Consider the following 17879-nt stretch of genomic DNA (forward strand, 5'->3'; position numbering starts at 1 on the left):
AAGCATGAGTATTCCCCGGACTGTTTACAAAATGCAAGCCACCGGCAACGATTTCGTGGTCTATGCCGATCCCCGGGGGGATTTGGAACCTACGGACGACCAGGTGCGATGGCTGTGTGACCGGCATTTCGGGGTCGGAGCCGATGGGGTCATTCGGCTGACCCATCCGGCTGATGTCAGCGACCTGAGCCAGGAACAGGTGGATGCCTGTGACCGTTTCGGCTGCCAGTGGTTCATGGATTACCGGAATGCGGACGGTTCCTTGGCCCAGATGTGCGGCAACGGGACGCGCGCAGTCACCCTCTTCGCTCAGAAGCAGGGGCTGACGCCGACCATGGAGGGCTCCTCCTTCCTGCTGGGGACCCGGGCCGGGGTCAAGCGGATCGTCTCGCGCAGTCCTCTGCAGTGCGAGGGCGAGCATGTGTTCAAGGTCAAGGTCGGATCTTGGCGGATGGGCCCAGTGGGGGACCAGCTGGTCGACGGTGGGGCCCTGTCAGGCTCGGCTCCCGGCACCCTGGTGGATATGGGCAATCCCCACGCAGTCGTTCTGAACTCAGTCGCTGCCGAATCAGAGGCCGATGGGTTGCCCGAGACCATGACCGACCTGCTGGCCAGGACTGATCTGCCTGACCTGGGCGATCTGGACCTGTCTGTCCCACCGCGGGTCAGGCCTGGACTGGACCAGGGGCAGAATGTGGAGTTCCTGCGTCTGGATGCCTTGGATGCTGAGAATGGCATCGGGCGGGCCACCATGAGGGTCTATGAGCGTGGCGTCGGCGAGACTCTGTCCTGCGGGACCGGTCTGTGCGCCAGCGGTGTGCTGCTGCGAGCCCTGACCGGGATTGATCACTGGACCGTTCAGGTGGGTGGGGGCCGTCTGAAGGTGGACGTGGACCCTCAGGATGTATGGCTGACGGGACCGGCCAGAATGGTGGCCCGTCTGACCCTGGAGAATGTTCCCGGCTGCTGATCAGCCGAAGAGGGCGGATCCTTCCACAGCCAGAACGATGGTTGCCAGGGCGACCAGCCAGATCAGGTCGACCATCAGGTCGAAGTGCCGCTGGTAATAGGTCTGTAGCCATCCTGGCCGCTTGCGAGGCAGACCCTGCTGGATGACCGTGGCATGGCTGAAGGCCATGAATTGCAGGCTGGTGGCGAAGGTCATGACCAGGCACCAGGGGCAGAGGGCGTGGATGACGAAGAGCGACTGGGTGAACAGCCAGAGCGCATAGGCCAGGGCGGCAAGCGAGGCCAGCCAGGTCCCTGCCGCCAGCAGTGTGGGCATCTTGATCCGGCACAGGCCCACGACGGCCAGCGTCAGGAAGACAGACTCGGCTATCAGTCCCAGAAAGGCATTGGGGACCGGCAGGGTGCCCAGGCGGATCAGCTCGGCCTGGGGAGACTGGGCCACGGCTGAGCAGGAGACCACCGAGTTGATGTCACAGCTGAGCTGGCCCTGGGGGTGACGTGCCAGCTGAAGTGTCTCCGCTGACAGGACCAGGCTGGCATAGAGGGTTGCGAGTGAAGCCAGGGCGGCAATCAGATAGCTGGAAGTGGCTGAAGAGGTCGGTTCGCTCATAGGGTCCATCACCTCGGTGGTCGGGAAGGTTCTCTGAGACGGGAACGCGTTCACGAGTTTAGGATGGAGGCATGACGCATGAGGATACTGCCATGGTCTCCGGCTGGGACCTGCACTGCCACACCGTGTTCTCCGATGGCACCGTGACGCCTCGGGGGATGGTCGAGCAGGCGCAACAGCTGGGTCTGGAAGGTCTGGCCATCACCGACCATGACACCAATGCGGGCTGGGATCAGGCCCGTCAGGCGGCCCAGGACTTGGGGATGCCCCTGCTGCCGGGGACCGAAATCACCGCCCAGGATGGCCGTGTATCGGTTCACATGCTGGCCTACCTCTATGATCCGGAGGATCCGGTCATCGCCGGGCTCTTTGCCAGGACCAGGGAGGCCAGGCTGAGCAGAACCAGGACTATGGTCGAGCGTATCTCTCGGGATTATCCGATCACCTGGCAGGATGTGCTGGATCAGGTCAAGGAAGGGTCGAAGACCACGGTGGGCCGTCCGCATATCGCCGATGCCCTGGTCAAGGCCGGTGTCTATGCCGACCGGAGCCAGGCCTTTGCTGGGGTCTGCTCTTCCGGAAGCACTTACTACCTGCCTACGCCATCGCCGACCACCCATCAGGTGCTGGCAGCGGTCAACCATGCTGGGGGCGTCCTGGTCATCGCCCACCCCGGTGCGGTCAACCGCAATCCCGTCCTGCTCTCCGACCAGCAGATCGCCGCGCTGGCCAGGGAGGGTCTAGGAGGCCTGGAGGTCTGGCATCGGGACAACCCGCCTGAGCAGCGACAACGGCTGCTGGCCCTGGCCCAGCGCTGGGGGCTGCTGGTGACCGGAGGATCGGACTGGCACGGCCAAGGCAAACCCAATCGGATGGGGGAGAACAGCACCACTGATGAGGTGGTGGCGCGAATAGTGGATAGGGCTCGGGGAAGCCGTCCGGTCGCCTGGAGGGGTTAGCGGATACGAATCAGGGGCGGTCGGACCACAAGGACCCGGCCGCCCCCATCAGGCAGTCACAACCTCAGTCGGAGGAACCTCCCAGAACGCCGAAGCCCACAGGATGGGTGGTGTCGGAACCAACCACTGCGTAGCCCAAGGACTCCTTGGGAACGATGATGTGCCGACCCTTGTCGTCCACCAAATCGATGGGTCCGCCCTCGTTCAGGGCCTGGGCGATGTGGGCAGCCACCTCATCCGCCTTGGCATTGGTGCTGAAGTTGACCGTGCGGGCCACGTTCTTGATGCCGAATTCGATATCCATTGCTACCTCCAAGGTTGTTCTCCGTCGCCCAGACCTGCCGGTCCACGGATCTTCCGGTCTCATTATTCGCTGACCCGGGTGATTACGCTCTAAGCGTCCCCTTGGGGCTCCTCCGGGGAAGGGCTGGTCTCCGGCGGCGATGCCGATGCCTGTCCCTCTGCAGTGAGCGTGGGGGTCTGCTCGGGCAGTGGCTTTCTGGGAAGGAGGATGGTCTCTGCCTGATCGTTCGCAAGAGACTGGGCGGACGAGGCATCGTGCGGTTGGGAAGCAGCCGAAGGCGGTTCGTCTCCGGACGTGTCTGCGGACGAGCTGCTTACTGTAGCCTTCGGGTCCGCTTCGCCATCCGCATCCTCGTCGCCGGTGGCTGGGTCGCCGATGCCGCGGAAGTGATCGCTCAGGCCTGATTCCTCCTCCTTGGGAATAGGGGCAACAGCTGGTGGCTTGGATTTATTCCTGGCATCGGAGTGGTCCATGGCGGTCTGGGCCAGAGCCAGGCCAGCCATTTCCACCCTGTTGATGGCGATGGTGGCCGAACTTTCATCCGATACTTCTGCCGAGTCGGGGTCAGGCTTCGGCGTTGGATTCTCCTGTAGCTTGGCTGCAGAGGGGTCTTCAGCATTATCGTCGCCCAACAGGGTGCCCACGGTGATGGTGGAGGGTGTGCCAGCGGGTGACGGACTTGGCGTCTGCTGCCGGCGACGGGCGCGTTGGTCCTGCTCGTGGTCGCCCAGCTGCTGGGCCAGGCGCTCAACCTGGGCCTTGAATTGGATGATCCGTTCGTTGTCTGCATGATCCAAGGCGGTGATGAAGTCGCCCACCTGCTCCATCTGCAGCCAGAGATTGGCCCGGAGCATGATCAGGTCGTCCAGTCGGGCCCCCATCATCCTGCCGTAGGCTGCAATGACGGCGTTGCGGCGGGACCCGTCAAGCTTGGCGAAAATCCAGGCCAGGTCGCGGGCAGGATCGTTGATCTGCATGTCCTGCCAGCCGTAGACCCCGCTCAGTCCTGAGCCTGCATAGAGCAGATCGCCGTCGGAGAAGCCCCCATGCACAGTGCAGGTGTCGAAGGACCAGAGTCCGTCGGTCGCCACGATGGAGGCCCAGGAATCGGTGATTTCCTTGGGCACGTGACCATCCATACGCAGCCGTTTGATCCATCCCCGCAGTTGGGCTGCGATCTGGGCAGTTGAGAAGGCCGGATATCCGTGGGTTTTCAGAAAATCGGGGCGCACCCGGTGGATGGCGCCGATGGCTGTGCCCGCAGCCGTGCATTCGTTCAGGGTCAGCAGATGGAGGGGACGGATTCGGCCTGGGCAGTGGGTCATGACGGCAACAGCTGTGGTGCCGGTCGGGCTGTCGGCCTTCTCGCCTGGCTGGTAGGCCAGGATGCGCTCGACCTGGAAGCCCATGGCTGCCATCTCCTTGGCATCGGCCAGGGCCTGGGCTGCCTTGACTCGAGCAGCCAGCCGACGTTTGCCGGCCTCCGTGCTGGTGGCCCAGACGTCGTAGACGTTGCCGGTCGCGTCCTGGACCACGGCGCAGTCCACCCCCTGGGCGCGGTCCAGGCTGCTGAGCTGGTCGCAGTCGCGCGCGCCGGTCATGGGCACCTCAGGCATGGCGGCCGATGCCAGGGCGGCCAGGGTCAGCTTCGTTCGTTCAGTCACATTCTCAAGGATAATACAAGGACTGTTGCGGATTCGGTTGTCCACTTGACCACATGGGCACGCCGCCGCCGGTTCCGGTACCGGACTTTGACACAATGGGGGTGTGCATGAGGATGAGGAACGATTGCTGGAGGGACTGGATCCTGCCCAGCGGCAGGCGGCTACCGTGCTTGACGGACCTGTGCGTATCGTCGCAGGGGCCGGGGCTGGCAAGACCAGGACCATCACCCGGCGAATAGCCTATGCCTGCGCATGCGGTAGCTGGGAGCCCTCCAAAACCCTGGCGGTGACCTTTTCGGTTCGTGCCGCGGCTGAGATGCGTGATCGACTGACCAAGCTTGGCGTGTCGGCCGCCCTGCAGGCGGCGACCTTCCATTCGGCCGCCCTGCACCAGCTCAGGCGGGTCTGGCCCCAGGTCAGCGAGACCTACCCTCCCGATTTGATCGAGGATGTGGGTCCCCTGGTGTCTTCTGCCTATCAGCGGGTCTGCGGGCAGGAGGCCGATCCGGGCCAGGTCAGGGACCTGACTGCGGAGATCAACTGGGCCAAGGTGGGGCTGATCGCCCCCCAGGACTACGTTCGGGTCTGCGCAGCCAGTCACCGTCTGCCACCGGCTGGTCTGGAGGCTGATCGGATGGCCGACCTGTACACGGTCTTCGAGAGTTCCAAGGCCGCCCATAATCAGATGGACTTCAACGATATTCTCCTGCTGGTCTGTCACATATTGGAAGAAGGCGGCCAGGCCGCTGCAGATATTCGAGACCGAATCGGCTGGCTGACGGTGGACGAGTACCAGGATGTCTCGCCCCTGCAGCACCGGCTGCTCAAGCTCTGGCTCAACGGCAGGCAGAACATCTGCGTGGTGGGCGACCCGGCCCAGACCATCTACTCATTTGCCGGTGCCACATCCTACTACCTGCTGAACTTTCCACAGGAATTCCCGGGCATCAAGGCCGATCTGGACCTGTCCACCGACTACCGGTCCACTGGAAGGGTGGTCCACTACGCCAACGGTATTCTGGCGCGCTCGCCGGTGCGTGACGACTATCTGAAGCTGACCTCGGCCCGTCAGGATGGCAGCAGAGTCGCGATGACCCGTTATGAGGATGATGCTGATGAAGCTGGGGCCGTGGCCTCCCGTATATCCTCCATGATCCGAAAGGGGGCCCGGCCTGGCCAGTTTGCAATCCTGACTCGGATCAATGCCCAGCAGACCCTGATCTGCCGTGCCCTGCACGAACGCGGAATCGGCTACCGGGTGCGTACCGAGTCAGGCTGGCAGAACCAGTCGGTCAATCTGAGCAAGCAGGAGGTGCTGGAACAGTTGGAGGGAGGCATAGGCCAGGGGAGGGTCACGGTCTCTACCATTCACGCCGCCAAGGGGTTGGAATTCGCCCATGTCTTCATCGTCGGCTGTGCCGAGGGGTTGATTCCCTTTGGTTCACCGCAGGAGGGGGATGCCCTGGAGGAGGAACGCCGTCTCATGTACGTAGGGGCGACCCGTGCCGAGGACACCCTGCACCTTTCCTACGCGGAGCACAAGGACGGCAGCGCCTTCGCCCGACGCGCCCCCAGCCGGTTCATTCACCGCTGAGCACTATCGCCTGGGCCCTCGGAACATAGGGAGCCACGGTTCAGGCTTGGCCGATGTCTGAGTCGCCTTTGTCTGAGTCGTCCTGGTCAGGTTGACCGTCATCGGGGTCCTTGGAATCCTTGTCGGCGCTCTTCTGGTCGCCAGGAGCCTCATGGTCTGGATGCTCCTGGTCATTGGAAGCGTCGGGGTCTGCCGGGGTGATCGGGTTGGCAGAGGAATCCTTCTCCTCGGCATTCAGCAGTTTGTCCAGCTCGGCATCCCAATCCACTGAGGTGGCGGGAGTGTCGGCCTTCTGCTCGGATTGCCCGTCTGCAGAGGTCGATGTTCCGACTTGGTCGGCATCCTCCTTGACAGGCAGGGAGGGCAGCAGATCAGGATGGGACCAGTGATCGTCGCGGCCCTGGACACCCTCGTCAGCGGTGATGCGCTCCCAAAGGTCGGCGGCCTCGCGCAACCGCTTGGGATGGAGATGCAGGCCAAGCAGGGACTCGAAGGTCTGTTCGGCCGGCCCTCCGACGGCGCGCTCGCGTCGGGTCATCTCCCGCAGCTGCTCCAGGTGGGGAAGGTGGGCCATGCCGGCGTTCCAGACCACACAGTCCACCCAGCCGTCCACCAGGGCCAGCAGGTCGCCCAGGCTGTGCAGGGCCTCCTTCTGCTCAGGGGTGTCTTCGATGCCGACATTGCTGAGGTTGATGGCGCCGGCGATGGATTCGGGGTTGATTTGCTCAGCATCACGCAGCTGGTCCTCCACAGCGTCCAGGTCGATGGAGACTCCCCGGGCGTATTTGCCAATCAGGGCCTCGAAGCGTGGCATCAACCAGGGGACGGCGGCGTAGAGCCGGGCGTGGGCGGCCTCCTTGAGGGCCATGTAGCGGGTGACTTCGTCCAGATCCAGTTCAAGGGATTTGGCATAGGCCTTGATGTTCTGTGGAATGAGAGCTCCGGCGGGATTCTTCAGCAGCGGGATTCCCTGGTCGAATCCTCCTCGGACCTCCTTGGCCAACTCGCCGGCGGCCTGCCCCAGCTGCATGGCGAAAGAGGTGTTTCCCAGCAGCTTCATCAGCGTGGTGGGATCCTTGAGGTTGTCTGGCAGTGGAATGGGCACAGGTCCGGCGAACATTCCCGAAATCTCGCCCTGGTCGAAGCCCTGGAAGCGCTGGCTTATGACGGAGGTCAAGGCGTCGCTGACCGCCTGGGCCACCGGGGAGGCGAACTTTACCCAGGCGTCTATGCTGCCCTCGATCCATCCGGCACGGGTCAGGGCTTCGGTCTGGCCCGGGGCGGGGTCGAAGGCGCAGACGGTGTCCAGCCAGAGGTTGGCTTCGCTCATGACTCGGGCCACCCGGTCGCTGTCCTCGGCTGTGACTGTGGTATCGGACTGGTCGGCCCTGGTGCGTCCCAAGGCGATGTTCTTGGCCAGTGCAACGTTGATGGGACCCTGGTCAGCCTGGGCCTGCATATCGGCCGGGGTGTTCAGCCCTCCAGCAGTGAAGGCCTGGATCAGGGCCTGGACCTCGGCGGGTTTGGGCAGCTGATCTGCTCCCTGGGCCGCCATCTGGGAGCGGATGGACTCAGGCAGCTGTGAGAACTGACTCCAGGCCAGCTCGCCCTGCACCGGGCCGAAGCACTCGATGAGCCATTGGTGGATTGCATTCTCGTCCATTGCTTTGTTCCAGTCCTCGCCAAGGCAGGCCGTCCGCCCTCAAGGGTGGTGCCTGCCGGGATTATCGTCTTCATCAACCATAATATTGGAGCTATGACACTTCCGCACGGGAAATCGCATCACTGCGCCACAGGCGCACCCGAAAGGCAATCCGGAACGCTTGGCGGGCCTACCCGCAAAATGCTGGTTGGCGGTCTTCTGGTCATTCTGGCCATCTTGGTGCTGTTTCTCCCTTCGCCTTATACCATCGAGACGCCCGGACCCACCCAGGATGTGCTGGGAAGTTCAAAAGGCTCACCGGTCATCATGGTGAAGGGTGGCCAGGTTCACCATGACAAGGGTCGCCTGCTGATGACCACAGTCAATGCCCGCGGAATCCCCGGCTACCCGGCCTCAAATCTGGATGCCTTGGTGGGCTGGGCCGATCCTCACGCCACGGTGCTTCCCCAGGAGGCCGTGGTCCCTCCCGGACAGAGCGTTGAGGAGTATAAGCGCCAGGAGCAGGGCGATATGCACGGCTCCCAGAAGGCCGCATCATCCCAGGCTCTGGCCTTTCTCAAGGCCCGAGGATATGACGTGTCAGGCCTGCAATTCAGCATGAAGGTTGCCGACATCGGTGGTCCCTCGGCCGGGCTCATGTACACCCTGGGTGCCATCGACAAGATCACGCCGGAGCAGGAGACCGGAGGTCTGACCATCGCTGGAACCGGCACCATGGATCAGAAGGGACGGGTCGGTGCCATCGGCGGTATTCAGCTGAAGATGCTGGGGGCCAGGCGGGACGGCGCCACCTGGTTCCTGGCGCCTGCGGCCAACTGTTCACAGGTGGCAGGCCATGTGCCACAGGGTCTGCGCGACGTGCGGGTGTCCACCTTGGACGAGGCCTACAAGGCCCTGGTGGCCATCGGTCATGGTCAAGGGGAGGGGCTGCCCCACTGCACGGCCGCCAAGGCCAAATAAGACAAGGCCGGTCCAATTGGTGAATTCCGGCAGTCTTGTTATGCTGAAAACGTGGCTGAGACTACAACCTATACAGCGGAAGAGTTCGGTTTTCATCCCGGCGATATCGTTCAGGAATGGATGTGGGACGACGATGTCGACGACGGGATCCGGACCAGGATCGAGGATCTGACCGGCGAAGAGCTGGTGGACGAGGACTATGACGCAGCCGTGGATGGGGTCATCATCTGGTGGCGGGACGGCGATGCCGAGGACGATTTGGCGGACACCATCATGGATGCCTCGGCCATGGTCAACAAGGGCGCGCCTTTCTGGGTGCTGACCCCCAAGCCAGGCAGGCCTGGGGCCTCGGCTCCAGGGGTCGTTTCCAATGCGGCCAAGACCGCGGGCATGAACGCCCTGATGCCCACCACCGTCAGCAAGGATTGGAACGCCACCCAGCTGCGGGCTTTCGGCAAGGGCAGGTAAGACTTCTGGCCGCATAAGCGCCAATGAACGAGGTGGTGGGCATCAGGATCAACCAATGCCCACCACCTCGTTGTCATTCAGGAGGAATTCCCGGAGGAATCCGCACGGCGAGCGGCCCTTTACTGCTCGCTCTTCTCAGCAATTGCAGGAGCCACCGTCGTGGCCTTGTTCTGGTATTCAGCCAGCAGGGTGCGCGAGCGGATGTCGCAGAGGTTGGCTACCAAGGCCATGATCAGGATGACCAGGCCCACCACGAAGATCCAATGCAGGCCGTCGAAGACGATGGTGCGGGCCGGACCCAGCAGGCGTGAGGGGATGCTCCCTGCCGTGGCCGGGTTGATCATGCTGTTCATCATGTCCTCGGTCAGTCCCTTATACCGGGGTACCTCGCGGGCAATGACTGTGTTCATGACGATGCCGAAGATGGAGACCATCAGCGTTTGTCCCAGGGAGCGGGCCAGGGTGTTGAAGCTGGTCGAGGCACCCACGTCGCCTGCGGGCACCACGCTCTGGGCGGTGATGGTCGAGGTGGTGATGGTCAGGCCGAAGCCGAAGCCGACCACGGCCGAGATGGCCAGGAAGACCCAGTAGGTGGTGGCCTGGGGGACGGCTATGTAGCAGACACAGGCCGTCAGGATGAAGGCCAGGCCGATGTTGGTGGCCCGGTGTGGCGGGTGGTGCATGGTCAGCGGTCCGGCCAGGTAGGCGCCCAGGAGCCAAAGAATGGAGGAGGGGGTGACCACGAAGCCGCCCAAGGAGGGATTCATCCCCAGCACGGATTGCATCCAGATGGGCATGTAGGTGTCGAAGCCCATGAGGAATCCGGCCACCAGGAGCATGCAGATGTTCTGGATGACGAAGGTCCTGATGTGGAAGAGCCGCAGGGGCAGGATGGGATCCTCCTGGTGGCCCTCAACATGAAGAAGCAGGGCAAAGGTGACCAGAGTGGCCGCAGCCAGAACCAGGGTGATCCGTGCATCGCCAGCCGATCCCAGGCTCTGCAGGCAGAGCATCAGGCAGATTAGGCAAATGCTGAGCAGTCCGATGCCCATGTAGTCGACGCGGGTTTCACGCGCCTGGATATGCTCGCTCAGGAAGATCTGGATCATGATGATGACCAGCAGACCGATGGGAACGTTGATGGCGAAGACCCAGTGCCAGCTTATCTGCTGGACGATGAAGCCTCCCAGCAGGGGGGCGATGATGGAGGCGATGCCCCAGGCCGAGCCGTTCAGGCCGATCATGCCCGCCCGCTTGTCCAGGGGATAGATATCGGCCAGAACCGTGTATGTCAGCGGCTGGATGGCGCCTGCCCCCAGGCCCTGCAGAAAACGGGCGCCGATTAGCTGGGGCATGGACTGGGAGAGTGCGCACAGGGTGGAACCGATCACGAAGACCAGCAGACCGATGGTCAGCAGCGGCTTGCGGCCGAAGCGGTCCGAAAGCTTGCCGTAGATGGGTGTGGTGACCGCCGTCATGAGCAGATAGATGGAGTAGACCCAGTTCATGATGGACAGCCCATGCAGGTCCCCGATGATGGTGGGCATGGCGGTGGAGACGATGGTCCCCTCGATGGCCGTCATGAAGGTGGCGATGAAGACCGCCACCGTCACCAGGGTGCGGTTGGTCTTCCTGCCACTGCCTGTATCGACTGTCTGTGACAACCCGAACCCCCTCTTATATGGTGTATATGTTGTGTTTCTCTTCTTTTGCGGACCAGGCCCGCGAATTCCTAGTGGATTATAGCCGCACCGTGCGGCCTTGTCACCGTGTAATCTGCTAAGGTAGTGTGCTGGTCCCGTGGCTCAGTTGGTTAGAGCGCCACCTTTACACGGTGGATGTCCCCGGTTCGAGTCCGGGCGGGACCACAGGGGTTTTTAGGGGGTGTGCCCGAAATCGCGTCTTAGCGCTCACGTAGAATCGATGCACGACGATCGTTGACAAGAAAGGTCAGGAGGTCGATGCCTGATGTCAGCTAAGCCTGATGCCCGTGGAACCGAGGCGACCATCGCGCGCTCGGGCAAGCGCAAGTGGGGATATGACACCAAGCAGGTGGACGCCTTCCTGGAGCGGGCTCACTCGCTCTATGAGAGCCAGGACCCTGATCTGACCCAGGAGGAGATAGCCAACGCTTCCTTCGACCTGTGCAAGAACGGCTACATCATCACCCAGGTGGATGCTGCCCTCTCGCGACTGGAGAGGGTGATTTCCGACAGGCAGACCAGTTTGGAGATAGCCCGGGTGGGCGTGGACGGTTGGACGACCAGAATGGTCAGCCTGCAATCAGAGCTGACCACTCATGCCGGCAGGCCCTCAGGCAGCGTCTTCAAGCGTGGGGATCCCGGCATGCCCTCATACGACTGCAAGCAGGTGGAGCGGCTGATCGAGCAGGTCCTCAATAAGACTTCTGACCAGCTCAACCTGCAGGCGGGACGGAAGGCCGACTCAGGCAAGTCGAAGAACACCGACATCACGGCTGACCGCGTCTCCAACGTCATCTTCACCCAGCGGCGGGGGAACAAGGGCTATGACGAGCGCCAGGTGGACTTCTTCCTGGCCAAGGCCGTCGAGCTTCTCGAGCAGCTGGAGTCCTTTGCCAGGGTCAGCGAGAGGGCCAAGAGAGCCAGAGCCAATGCAACGGCGCCTGCTGCTGTTCCTGCGCAATCGCAGTTGCCGGTGCAAAACTCTTCAGCTTCGGGCGTTCAGCCGCTGATCGGACAGAGCCAGGCACCCGCCTGGAGCATCCCCAATGCTTCCGCTGCTGCGAATGACCAGGGCAGTCAGGACGATTTCGCTCAACTGCACCAGGCAGAGCGTGCTATCTTCGAGGCGCCGGTCGCCAGCACGCAGACGACGCCTACAGCACAGACGGCGCAGCCCAATAGCTCGCTGAGCGCTCTGGCTTCGGCGGTCAACCAGCGGCTGGCCCAGGAAGGCGCTGGGGCGGCTACAGCAGCATCGGCGGTAGCAACTCCAGCCTCTTCGTCAGCCAGGTCGGCCTCCTCAGCAGGTATGAGCGGCGGAGCCCCCGTTGCCTCTGCCAATTCCGCCCCTGCCAATCTCCCTGTCTCCGGTCAGCAGGAATCAGTTATGTCCGCTTCCGTGCCGCCTGCGGCTGCACAGCCGGCCTCTGCGCCGACCAGCCACAATCCTGTGGCTCCCGCTGCAGCGTCAGCGGCACCTGCGTCGGTTGCGCAATCCGCGCCTTTCAACCCGGTGACGCCTTCTTCGCCCTCGCCTGCACCACAGACTCCTCAGCCGACCCCTTCGGCACCCGTAGCCTCCACTCCGCCTACTTCAGCCGGGAATGCTTTCGCCCCCTCGGCGACAAGGGCTGACACTGACGGCTCGTCTACGCCAGGATCCACCTCAATCATCTCCTCGCCCTTCGTCGATGGTCCTCTGGGCGCAGGCGGACCCCTGGGCAACTATGAGGAACCAGCACCTGCAGCGCCTGAGGTCCAGGAGCGTCCTTGGGCTGAGACAGCCGGAACCAGCACGGATACGCCCGACTGGGCCAAGCCCAGGTATTCACAACAAAACACGCAGGGGAATAAGCAGGACCAGGACCCGGATTCCTACCTGGCTTCGCTGCTCAACCAGGATCTGCCCAAGATGGATCTGGACATCCCCGATATTTCTTTCCCGGCTTTCGGAGACGAGGGGGAGCAGGATAAAGGCAGTCGATGAGTCATCAGACAACAATCAATACAGGTAGTGAAGGTAGACAGGGCGGTTTGTCAGTCGGGCGTGAGCGCACCTTGGCGGATTGGTCGCCCAGGGAAGATGCAGACCAGTCTCGCAGTCTGGTCATCTTGGGATCCACGGGATCCATCGGCACCCAGGCTCTGGATCTGATCAGTCGTCATAGGGATCGGTTCCAGGTTACCGGGTTGGCCGCTGGCGGGGCGCATGTCGAGCTCCTGGCCCGTCAGGCCCGCGATTTTGGCGTGACCCGTCTGGCTCTGGCCGACAAGGCGCAGGTTCCAGCCCTGCAGCAGGCTCTCAAGGCCCTGGGATTGACCGGCATTCAGGTAGAGGCAGGCATGGAGGCGGTTCAGGCGCTGGCTGGTTCCGGCAGCGATCTGGTCCTCAATGGCATCACCGGATCAGTCGGTCTGCGTCCATCCATTGCGGCCCTGCAGGCCGGATCCCAGCTGGCTCTGGCCAACAAGGAGTCCGTGGTGGCCGGCGGCCATCTGCTCTTTGATGCCGAGATAAGACCGGGCCAGATCAACCCGGTCGATTCCGAGCATTCGGCCATCTGGCAGTCCCTGCGTTCGGGACAGCATGGAGAGGTGGCCCGTCTGGTGGTCACCGCCTCAGGAGGTCCCTTCCGGGGTTGGAGCCGTCAAGCCATGCGCGAGGTCACACCTGAGCAGGCCCTGAACCATCCGACCTGGTCCATGGGTCCGGTGGTCACCATCAACTCCTCCACCATGGTCAACAAGGGTCTGGAGGTCATCGAGGCCAGTCGGCTCTTCCGGATCGAGCCCGAGCGGATAACCGTGGTGGTTCACCCCCAGTCCGTGGTCCACTCCATGGTCCAGTTCCAGGACGGGGCCACCATAAGCCAGGCCTCGCCTCCGGATATGCGTCTACCCATCGCCCTGGGCCTGTCGGCGCCCGCCCGTCTTGACAATGTGGCTGCGGCCTGTGACTGGTCCAAGGCCAGCACCTGGACTTTCGAGCCCTTGGATGACGAGGCTTTTCCAGCGGTCAATCTGGCCAGGCGGGCTCTGGGAAGCTGCGAGCCTATGACCGCGGTCTTCAACGCCGCCAACGAGCAGGCGGTCAGGGCCTTCCTGGATCACCGGCTGCCTTACTTGGACATCGTCGAAACCATCCGTTCGGTCATGGATGCCATGGAAACGCATCTTCCGGGAACATTCACATCCGTGGAGGTAATGGAGCAAGTCGAACATGAGGCGCGCCAAAGGGCTGATGCTTTGATAGACATGACTGCGTGAGTAGCATTCCCAAGACCGAACAGTCATCATCCTCCCAAGGGTTCCGCAAGACAGGCGAGCAGGCCATCAGCCAGACTCCGCTGCATCCTCGTCGCCGCTCCCGCCGGATCATGGTGGGGCCTGTGCCGGTCGGCGGGGGAGCCCCTATTTCGGTGCAGTCCATGACCAATACGGTCACTGCTGACATCAATGCCACCTTGCAGCAGATCGCCGAGCTGGCCGCCGCCGGCTGCGATATCGTGCGGGTGGCTGTACCCAGCCAGGACGATGCCGACGCGCTTCCCATCATTGCAAAGAAGTCGCCCATTCCGGTCATCGCTGACATCCACTTCCAGAGCAAGTACGTCTTCCAAGCCATCGATGCCGGCTGTGCAGCCGTCAGGGTCAACCCGGGCAACATCCGCAAGTTCGACCAGGTCGGCCCCGAGATTTGCAAGGCGGCCACCGACGCGGGCATCTCCCTGCGCATTGGCGTCAATGCCGGCAGCTTGGACAAGGACATCTACGCCCGCTACGGCGGCCCCACCCCCGAGGCCCTGGTCGCCTCGGCCTTGAAAGAAGCCCATATGTTCGAAGACGTGGGCTTTCACGACTTCAAGATCTCCGTCAAGCACCACGACCCCGTCACCACTGTCCAGACCTACAGGCTCCTGGCATCCAAGGGCGACTGGCCCCTGCACCTGGGCGTGACCGAGGCCGGGCCCTCCTGGCAGGGGACCATCAAGTCCTGCCTGGCCTTCGGCGCGCTCCTGGCCGAGGGCATCGGCGACACCATCCGGGTCTCCCTGTCCGCGCCGCCTGTGGAAGAGGTCAAGGTGGGCTGCAAGATTCTGGAATATCTGGGGTTGCGCCAGCGCCACTTCGACATCATCTCCTGCCCCTCCTGTGGCAGGGCCCAGGTGGACGTGATCGAGCTGGCCAAGGAGGTCACCGAGGGGCTCAAGGACATCACCGCCCCCATTCGGGTGGCTGTCATGGGCTGCATCGTCAACGGACCAGGCGAGGCCAGGGAGGCTGACCTGGGAGTGGCTTCGGGCAACGGCAAGGGCCAGATCATCATCAAGGGCAAGGTGGTGCAGACCGTGCCTGAGGACCAGATCGTCCCCACCCTGCTGGAACGGGCCAAGGAAATCGCCGCTCAGATGGATGCCAAGGCGGCGGCCGAGGGTGAAACCCTGCCGGAGGCGGGCCCCATGGTGGTCCCGGTCACCGGCCGTGCCAGCTGAGGGCGTAAGCGCCATCCCCGCCACCGGCTACAATGGCCGACGTGTCCCAAGAGGTTGAGCGTTCCCTCCCTGCAAGCGGGTGGAGCAGGGTCAGGCGGCTGATGACCAGCCTGCCCATCTTCGTCATCCTCATGGGACTGCTGGCCTCTGTCTCCCACTTGACCGCCGTTCCTTGGAAATACGAACCAGTGGATCAGAATTTCCCCACTCTGACTCCGGACACCGCGGTTACCTTCGACTGGCCTGCCGGGGTTGCCAGGGATGCCATGGGACAGTACCAGGTCGAATCCCGCCACCAGGAACTGAGCGTGGAAAGGCCCGCCACTGGCGAGCACCAACGCATCAGAATTCTAATTCGCGCTCCCAAGGGGGCTTCAGGCCATCGGCCGGCTGTAGTCTTCATGCATGGCGCTGGTTATGGCACCTGTGACAACTCCTTCGGGGACGTGGCCCGGTCCTTGGCCTCTGCCGGTTTCGTCACCGCTGTACTGGACAAGCCGGTCTGGTCCACCACGGATGCGGACCGGGACTATCCTGCTTCGGCCAGGGCCTACGAGCGGGTTGCCAATCTTTTGCGCGATCGTGATGATGTGGATGCCTCCAAGGTTGGCATCTATGCCACCAGCGAGAGCACCTGGATCGCCGCCATGTTGCTGACCATGGACCACCGGATCGCCTTCCAGATCCTGCTGAGCCCCATGGTCTATTCCCCGCGGCACGCCATGGGCTTCTTCGTGGCCCAGGACTTCGCCATCGCAGGGGCCAACCAGGGCTACCAGTCGGTGGTCCGTCGGCTCTTCAGCACCGATGCCTCCCTCTTGGGCCTGAACAATCTGGACATCGAACCCACCGACCGCTACACCTATGCCATTCCCACCCTGTTGGCCTACGGGGCCAAGGATGTGATGACCGCCCAGGTGGAGGGGGTGCAGCGCGTGCTGTCCCAGGCCCACGCCTCGGGCAACGAGAACGTCACTGTGCGTTCCTACCCGGTCTCCAACCATGTGTTGCGGCTGGGGGATGAGGCCCGGACCGGCACGCCCCTGGCCGACCACTACCAGCAGGACATGATTGACTGGGCGGTGGGTCAGGTCCATGGCCTGCATCAGACCAGCCCCAGCGTGGGCGGGGCCACCATCCACCAGTCCATCGCCGTGCCCACTGATCTGCGGGGGCGGCGCTCACTGACCATTTATATGTTCGTCCTGCACCTGCTGACCCTGGTCCTTTTGTTGGCGGCTCTGGTCATGGCTATGGTCGCCGGTCTGATGAAATTGTTCCGTCTGCGCCGGCGCAGGGACCCGGTCCTGGGCTTCAGCCATGGCTTCGGCGGCACCTTGGTCACCATCACAGGCACCACTCTGGCTACCCTGGTCCTTTTCGGAGCCGGTCTGGGCCAGGTCATCATGGCCGTGGTGCGCCTGGGTTGGGGCGGCGTGCCCGACCAGGCTGGGGTCAGCTACTGGAGTTGGCCTGTCATCCAGGTGGTCTGCGCCCTGGTCATCTGGGCCTGGTCGCGCACCTTTGCCCGCATGGTCGAGGTAGCCTCCCTGAGGGGACTGGACCGGCTGCCCGACCAGGTCCGCACAAGCAAGGCTGGCGGCCCTACTTTGCGTCAGCAGATGCGCAACTTGGATCCCAGGCCTGTTCTGGCCTCCACCCGCTTCGGCGTTGCCCTCTTTATCGTCACCACCCTGGCCATGTTCGGAGTCCTGCTGATCTTCGCCTTCTGGGGCCTGTTCATCTACCAATGAAAGGACGGGACCGTCGTGGCCATCTATCGTGACGAGGGCCTGGTCCTCAGAACGGTCAAACTGGGCGAGGCCGACCGGATCGTCACCATTCTGACCAGGGGACACGGCAAGGTCAGGGCCGTGGCCAAGGGGGTGCGACGGACTAAGTCCCGCTTCGGCGCACGGCTGGAGCCCTTTATGCGTGACGATCTGCTCATCTCACGCGGCCGCAACCTGGACATCGTATCCCAGACCGTCTGCATAGCCCCCTATGCGGATGCCATATGCGCCGACTATGACCTCTATGCCAACGGGGGCGTCATGCTTGAGACCGCCGACAAGCTGGTGGTGGGCGAACATGAGCCGGCTCCGGAGCAATACCGTCTGCTGGTCTCCGCCCTGGCCAGCCTGGCCGGTCACCGACATGGACCCCGTGACATCGGTGCCTCCTACCTGCTGCGTTCCCTGGCGCTGGCTGGGTGGAGGCCCCGGCTGGATTCCTGCATCGTCTGCGGCAGGACTGACCAGCTGACCCACTTTTCGGTGCCTGGCGGCGGTGTGGTCTGCAGTCGGGATAGGCCTACTGATGCCGTGGCGGTGGATCCAGCCACCCTGTCACGTTTCCGGGCGCTGAGCAGCGGGGACTGGTCCAGGCTGGACGGCAAGGGCTCAACCCCCCTCTGCGATGGTCTTGTCGAGAAATGGGGCGAATATTACCTGGAGCGGCCCATCAGGTCCCTGCGGCTATTAGATTCTTGA

Annotated in this window: 15 protein-coding genes and 1 tRNA gene; 11 read left to right on the plus strand and 5 right to left on the minus strand. The window is 63.1% G+C overall.

What is annotated here, in order from left to right; translation table 11 throughout:
* The first annotated feature begins 4 nt into the window (after positions 1 to 4).
* Positions 5 to 970, plus strand: coding sequence for a diaminopimelate epimerase (dapF, locus tag ACNAOV_RS02365; RefSeq protein ID WP_416517808.1), 966 nt, complete (start codon positions 5 to 7; stop codon positions 968 to 970).
* Here the strand turns inward: dapF and ACNAOV_RS02370 are convergent, their stop codons facing one another.
* Positions 971 to 1579: a vitamin K epoxide reductase family protein gene (locus tag ACNAOV_RS02370; RefSeq protein ID WP_416517809.1), complete on the minus strand. Its 609-nt coding sequence runs from the start codon at positions 1577 to 1579 to the stop codon at positions 971 to 973. It abuts the gene before it with no gap.
* Between the two features lie 71 nt (positions 1580 to 1650).
* Here ACNAOV_RS02370 and ACNAOV_RS02375 point away from each other — a divergent pair, with 71 nt between their 5' ends.
* Positions 1651 to 2538: a PHP domain-containing protein gene (locus ACNAOV_RS02375; protein ID WP_416517810.1), complete on the plus strand. Its 888-nt coding sequence runs from the start codon at positions 1651 to 1653 to the stop codon at positions 2536 to 2538.
* Positions 2539 to 2602: 64 nt separating this feature from the next.
* Here the strand turns inward: ACNAOV_RS02375 and ACNAOV_RS02380 are convergent, their stop codons facing one another.
* Together ACNAOV_RS02380 and ACNAOV_RS02385 are read right to left on the minus strand one after the other, a co-directional pair.
* Positions 2603 to 2842 carry a DUF3107 domain-containing protein gene (locus ACNAOV_RS02380; protein WP_024627268.1) on the minus strand — a complete coding sequence of 80 codons (240 nt, stop codon included), beginning with the start codon at positions 2840 to 2842 and terminating at the stop codon, positions 2603 to 2605.
* Positions 2843 to 2931: 89 nt separating this feature from the next.
* Complete coding sequence (locus ACNAOV_RS02385) at positions 2932 to 4506, minus strand: phosphotransferase (RefSeq protein WP_416517811.1); 1575 nt, start codon at positions 4504 to 4506, stop codon at positions 2932 to 2934.
* 103 nt (positions 4507 to 4609) lie between these two features.
* Between ACNAOV_RS02385 and ACNAOV_RS02390 the strand changes: the two genes are divergently transcribed.
* Positions 4610 to 6100: an ATP-dependent helicase gene (locus ACNAOV_RS02390; RefSeq protein WP_416517812.1), complete on the plus strand. Its 1491-nt coding sequence runs from the start codon at positions 4610 to 4612 to the stop codon at positions 6098 to 6100.
* 40 nt (positions 6101 to 6140) lie between these two features.
* Here ACNAOV_RS02390 and ACNAOV_RS02395 read toward each other — a convergent pair whose 3' ends face one another.
* Positions 6141 to 7763 (minus strand): zinc-dependent metalloprotease, encoded by a 1623-nt coding sequence (locus ACNAOV_RS02395; RefSeq protein WP_416517813.1) that lies wholly within the window; start codon positions 7761 to 7763, stop codon positions 6141 to 6143.
* A 93-nt stretch (positions 7764 to 7856) separates the two neighbouring features.
* Here ACNAOV_RS02395 and ACNAOV_RS02400 point away from each other — a divergent pair, with 93 nt between their 5' ends.
* Positions 7857 to 8723 carry a S16 family serine protease gene (locus tag ACNAOV_RS02400; protein ID WP_416517814.1) on the plus strand — a complete coding sequence of 289 codons (867 nt, stop codon included), beginning with the start codon at positions 7857 to 7859 and terminating at the stop codon, positions 8721 to 8723.
* 51 nt (positions 8724 to 8774) lie between these two features.
* The gene (locus ACNAOV_RS02405; RefSeq protein ID WP_416517815.1) at positions 8775 to 9191 is read left to right on the plus strand and encodes a DUF3052 domain-containing protein; all 417 of its coding nucleotides are present in this window, start codon (positions 8775 to 8777) and stop codon (positions 9189 to 9191) included.
* A gap of 119 nt (positions 9192 to 9310) precedes the next feature.
* Here the strand turns inward: ACNAOV_RS02405 and ACNAOV_RS02410 are convergent, their stop codons facing one another.
* The gene (locus ACNAOV_RS02410; RefSeq protein WP_416517816.1) at positions 9311 to 10855 is read right to left on the minus strand and encodes an MDR family MFS transporter; all 1545 of its coding nucleotides are present in this window, start codon (positions 10853 to 10855) and stop codon (positions 9311 to 9313) included.
* Positions 10856 to 10985: 130 nt separating this feature from the next.
* Between ACNAOV_RS02410 and ACNAOV_RS02415 the strand changes: the two genes are divergently transcribed.
* The 6 genes from ACNAOV_RS02415 to recO all read left to right on the plus strand — a co-directional run bounded on the left by ACNAOV_RS02415 (position 10986) and on the right by recO (position 17879).
* Positions 10986 to 11059: transfer RNA gene (locus ACNAOV_RS02415), tRNA-Val, on the plus strand.
* Between the two features lie 100 nt (positions 11060 to 11159).
* Positions 11160 to 12881 (plus strand): DivIVA domain-containing protein, encoded by a 1722-nt coding sequence (locus ACNAOV_RS02420; protein WP_416517817.1) that lies wholly within the window; start codon positions 11160 to 11162, stop codon positions 12879 to 12881.
* Entirely contained in the window at positions 12878 to 14161 is a 1284-nt protein-coding gene (gene dxr, locus ACNAOV_RS02425) for a 1-deoxy-D-xylulose-5-phosphate reductoisomerase (protein ID WP_416517818.1), read from the plus strand. Before ACNAOV_RS02420 ends, dxr begins: the two co-directional genes overlap by 4 nt.
* Positions 14158 to 15387: a flavodoxin-dependent (E)-4-hydroxy-3-methylbut-2-enyl-diphosphate synthase gene (gene ispG / locus ACNAOV_RS02430; protein ID WP_416517819.1), complete on the plus strand. Its 1230-nt coding sequence runs from the start codon at positions 14158 to 14160 to the stop codon at positions 15385 to 15387. The genes dxr and ispG overlap by 4 nt, the downstream gene beginning before the upstream one ends.
* Before the next feature lie 101 nt (positions 15388 to 15488).
* Positions 15489 to 17141: an alpha/beta hydrolase family protein gene (locus ACNAOV_RS02435; RefSeq protein WP_416518123.1), complete on the plus strand. Its 1653-nt coding sequence runs from the start codon at positions 15489 to 15491 to the stop codon at positions 17139 to 17141.
* A 15-nt stretch (positions 17142 to 17156) separates the two neighbouring features.
* Complete coding sequence (gene recO / locus ACNAOV_RS02440) at positions 17157 to 17879, plus strand: DNA repair protein RecO (protein WP_416517820.1); 723 nt, start codon at positions 17157 to 17159, stop codon at positions 17877 to 17879.

The organism is Bifidobacterium asteroides, assembly GCF_048001765.1.
Lineage (GTDB): Bacteria > Actinomycetota > Actinomycetes > Actinomycetales > Bifidobacteriaceae > Bombiscardovia > Bombiscardovia asteroides_K.

Coding starts and splice junctions, on each gene's coding strand:
- ACNAOV_RS02420 (WP_416517817.1), top strand. CDS start 11,160: ATGTCAGCTAAGCCTGATGCCCGTGGAACCGAGGCGACCATCGCGCGC.
- ACNAOV_RS02375 (WP_416517810.1), top strand. CDS start 1,651: ATGACGCATGAGGATACTGCCATGGTCTCCGGCTGGGACCTGCACTGC.
- ACNAOV_RS02380 (WP_024627268.1), bottom strand. CDS start 2,842: ATGGATATCGAATTCGGCATCAAGAACGTGGCCCGCACGGTCAACTTC.
- ACNAOV_RS02400 (WP_416517814.1), top strand. CDS start 7,857: ATGACACTTCCGCACGGGAAATCGCATCACTGCGCCACAGGCGCACCC.
- dapF (WP_416517808.1), top strand. CDS start 5: ATGAGTATTCCCCGGACTGTTTACAAAATGCAAGCCACCGGCAACGAT.
- ACNAOV_RS02370 (WP_416517809.1), bottom strand. CDS start 1,579: ATGAGCGAACCGACCTCTTCAGCCACTTCCAGCTATCTGATTGCCGCC.
- ACNAOV_RS02395 (WP_416517813.1), bottom strand. CDS start 7,763: ATGGACGAGAATGCAATCCACCAATGGCTCATCGAGTGCTTCGGCCCG.
- ACNAOV_RS02435 (WP_416518123.1), top strand. CDS start 15,489: ATGACCAGCCTGCCCATCTTCGTCATCCTCATGGGACTGCTGGCCTCT.
- dxr (WP_416517818.1), top strand. CDS start 12,878: ATGAGTCATCAGACAACAATCAATACAGGTAGTGAAGGTAGACAGGGC.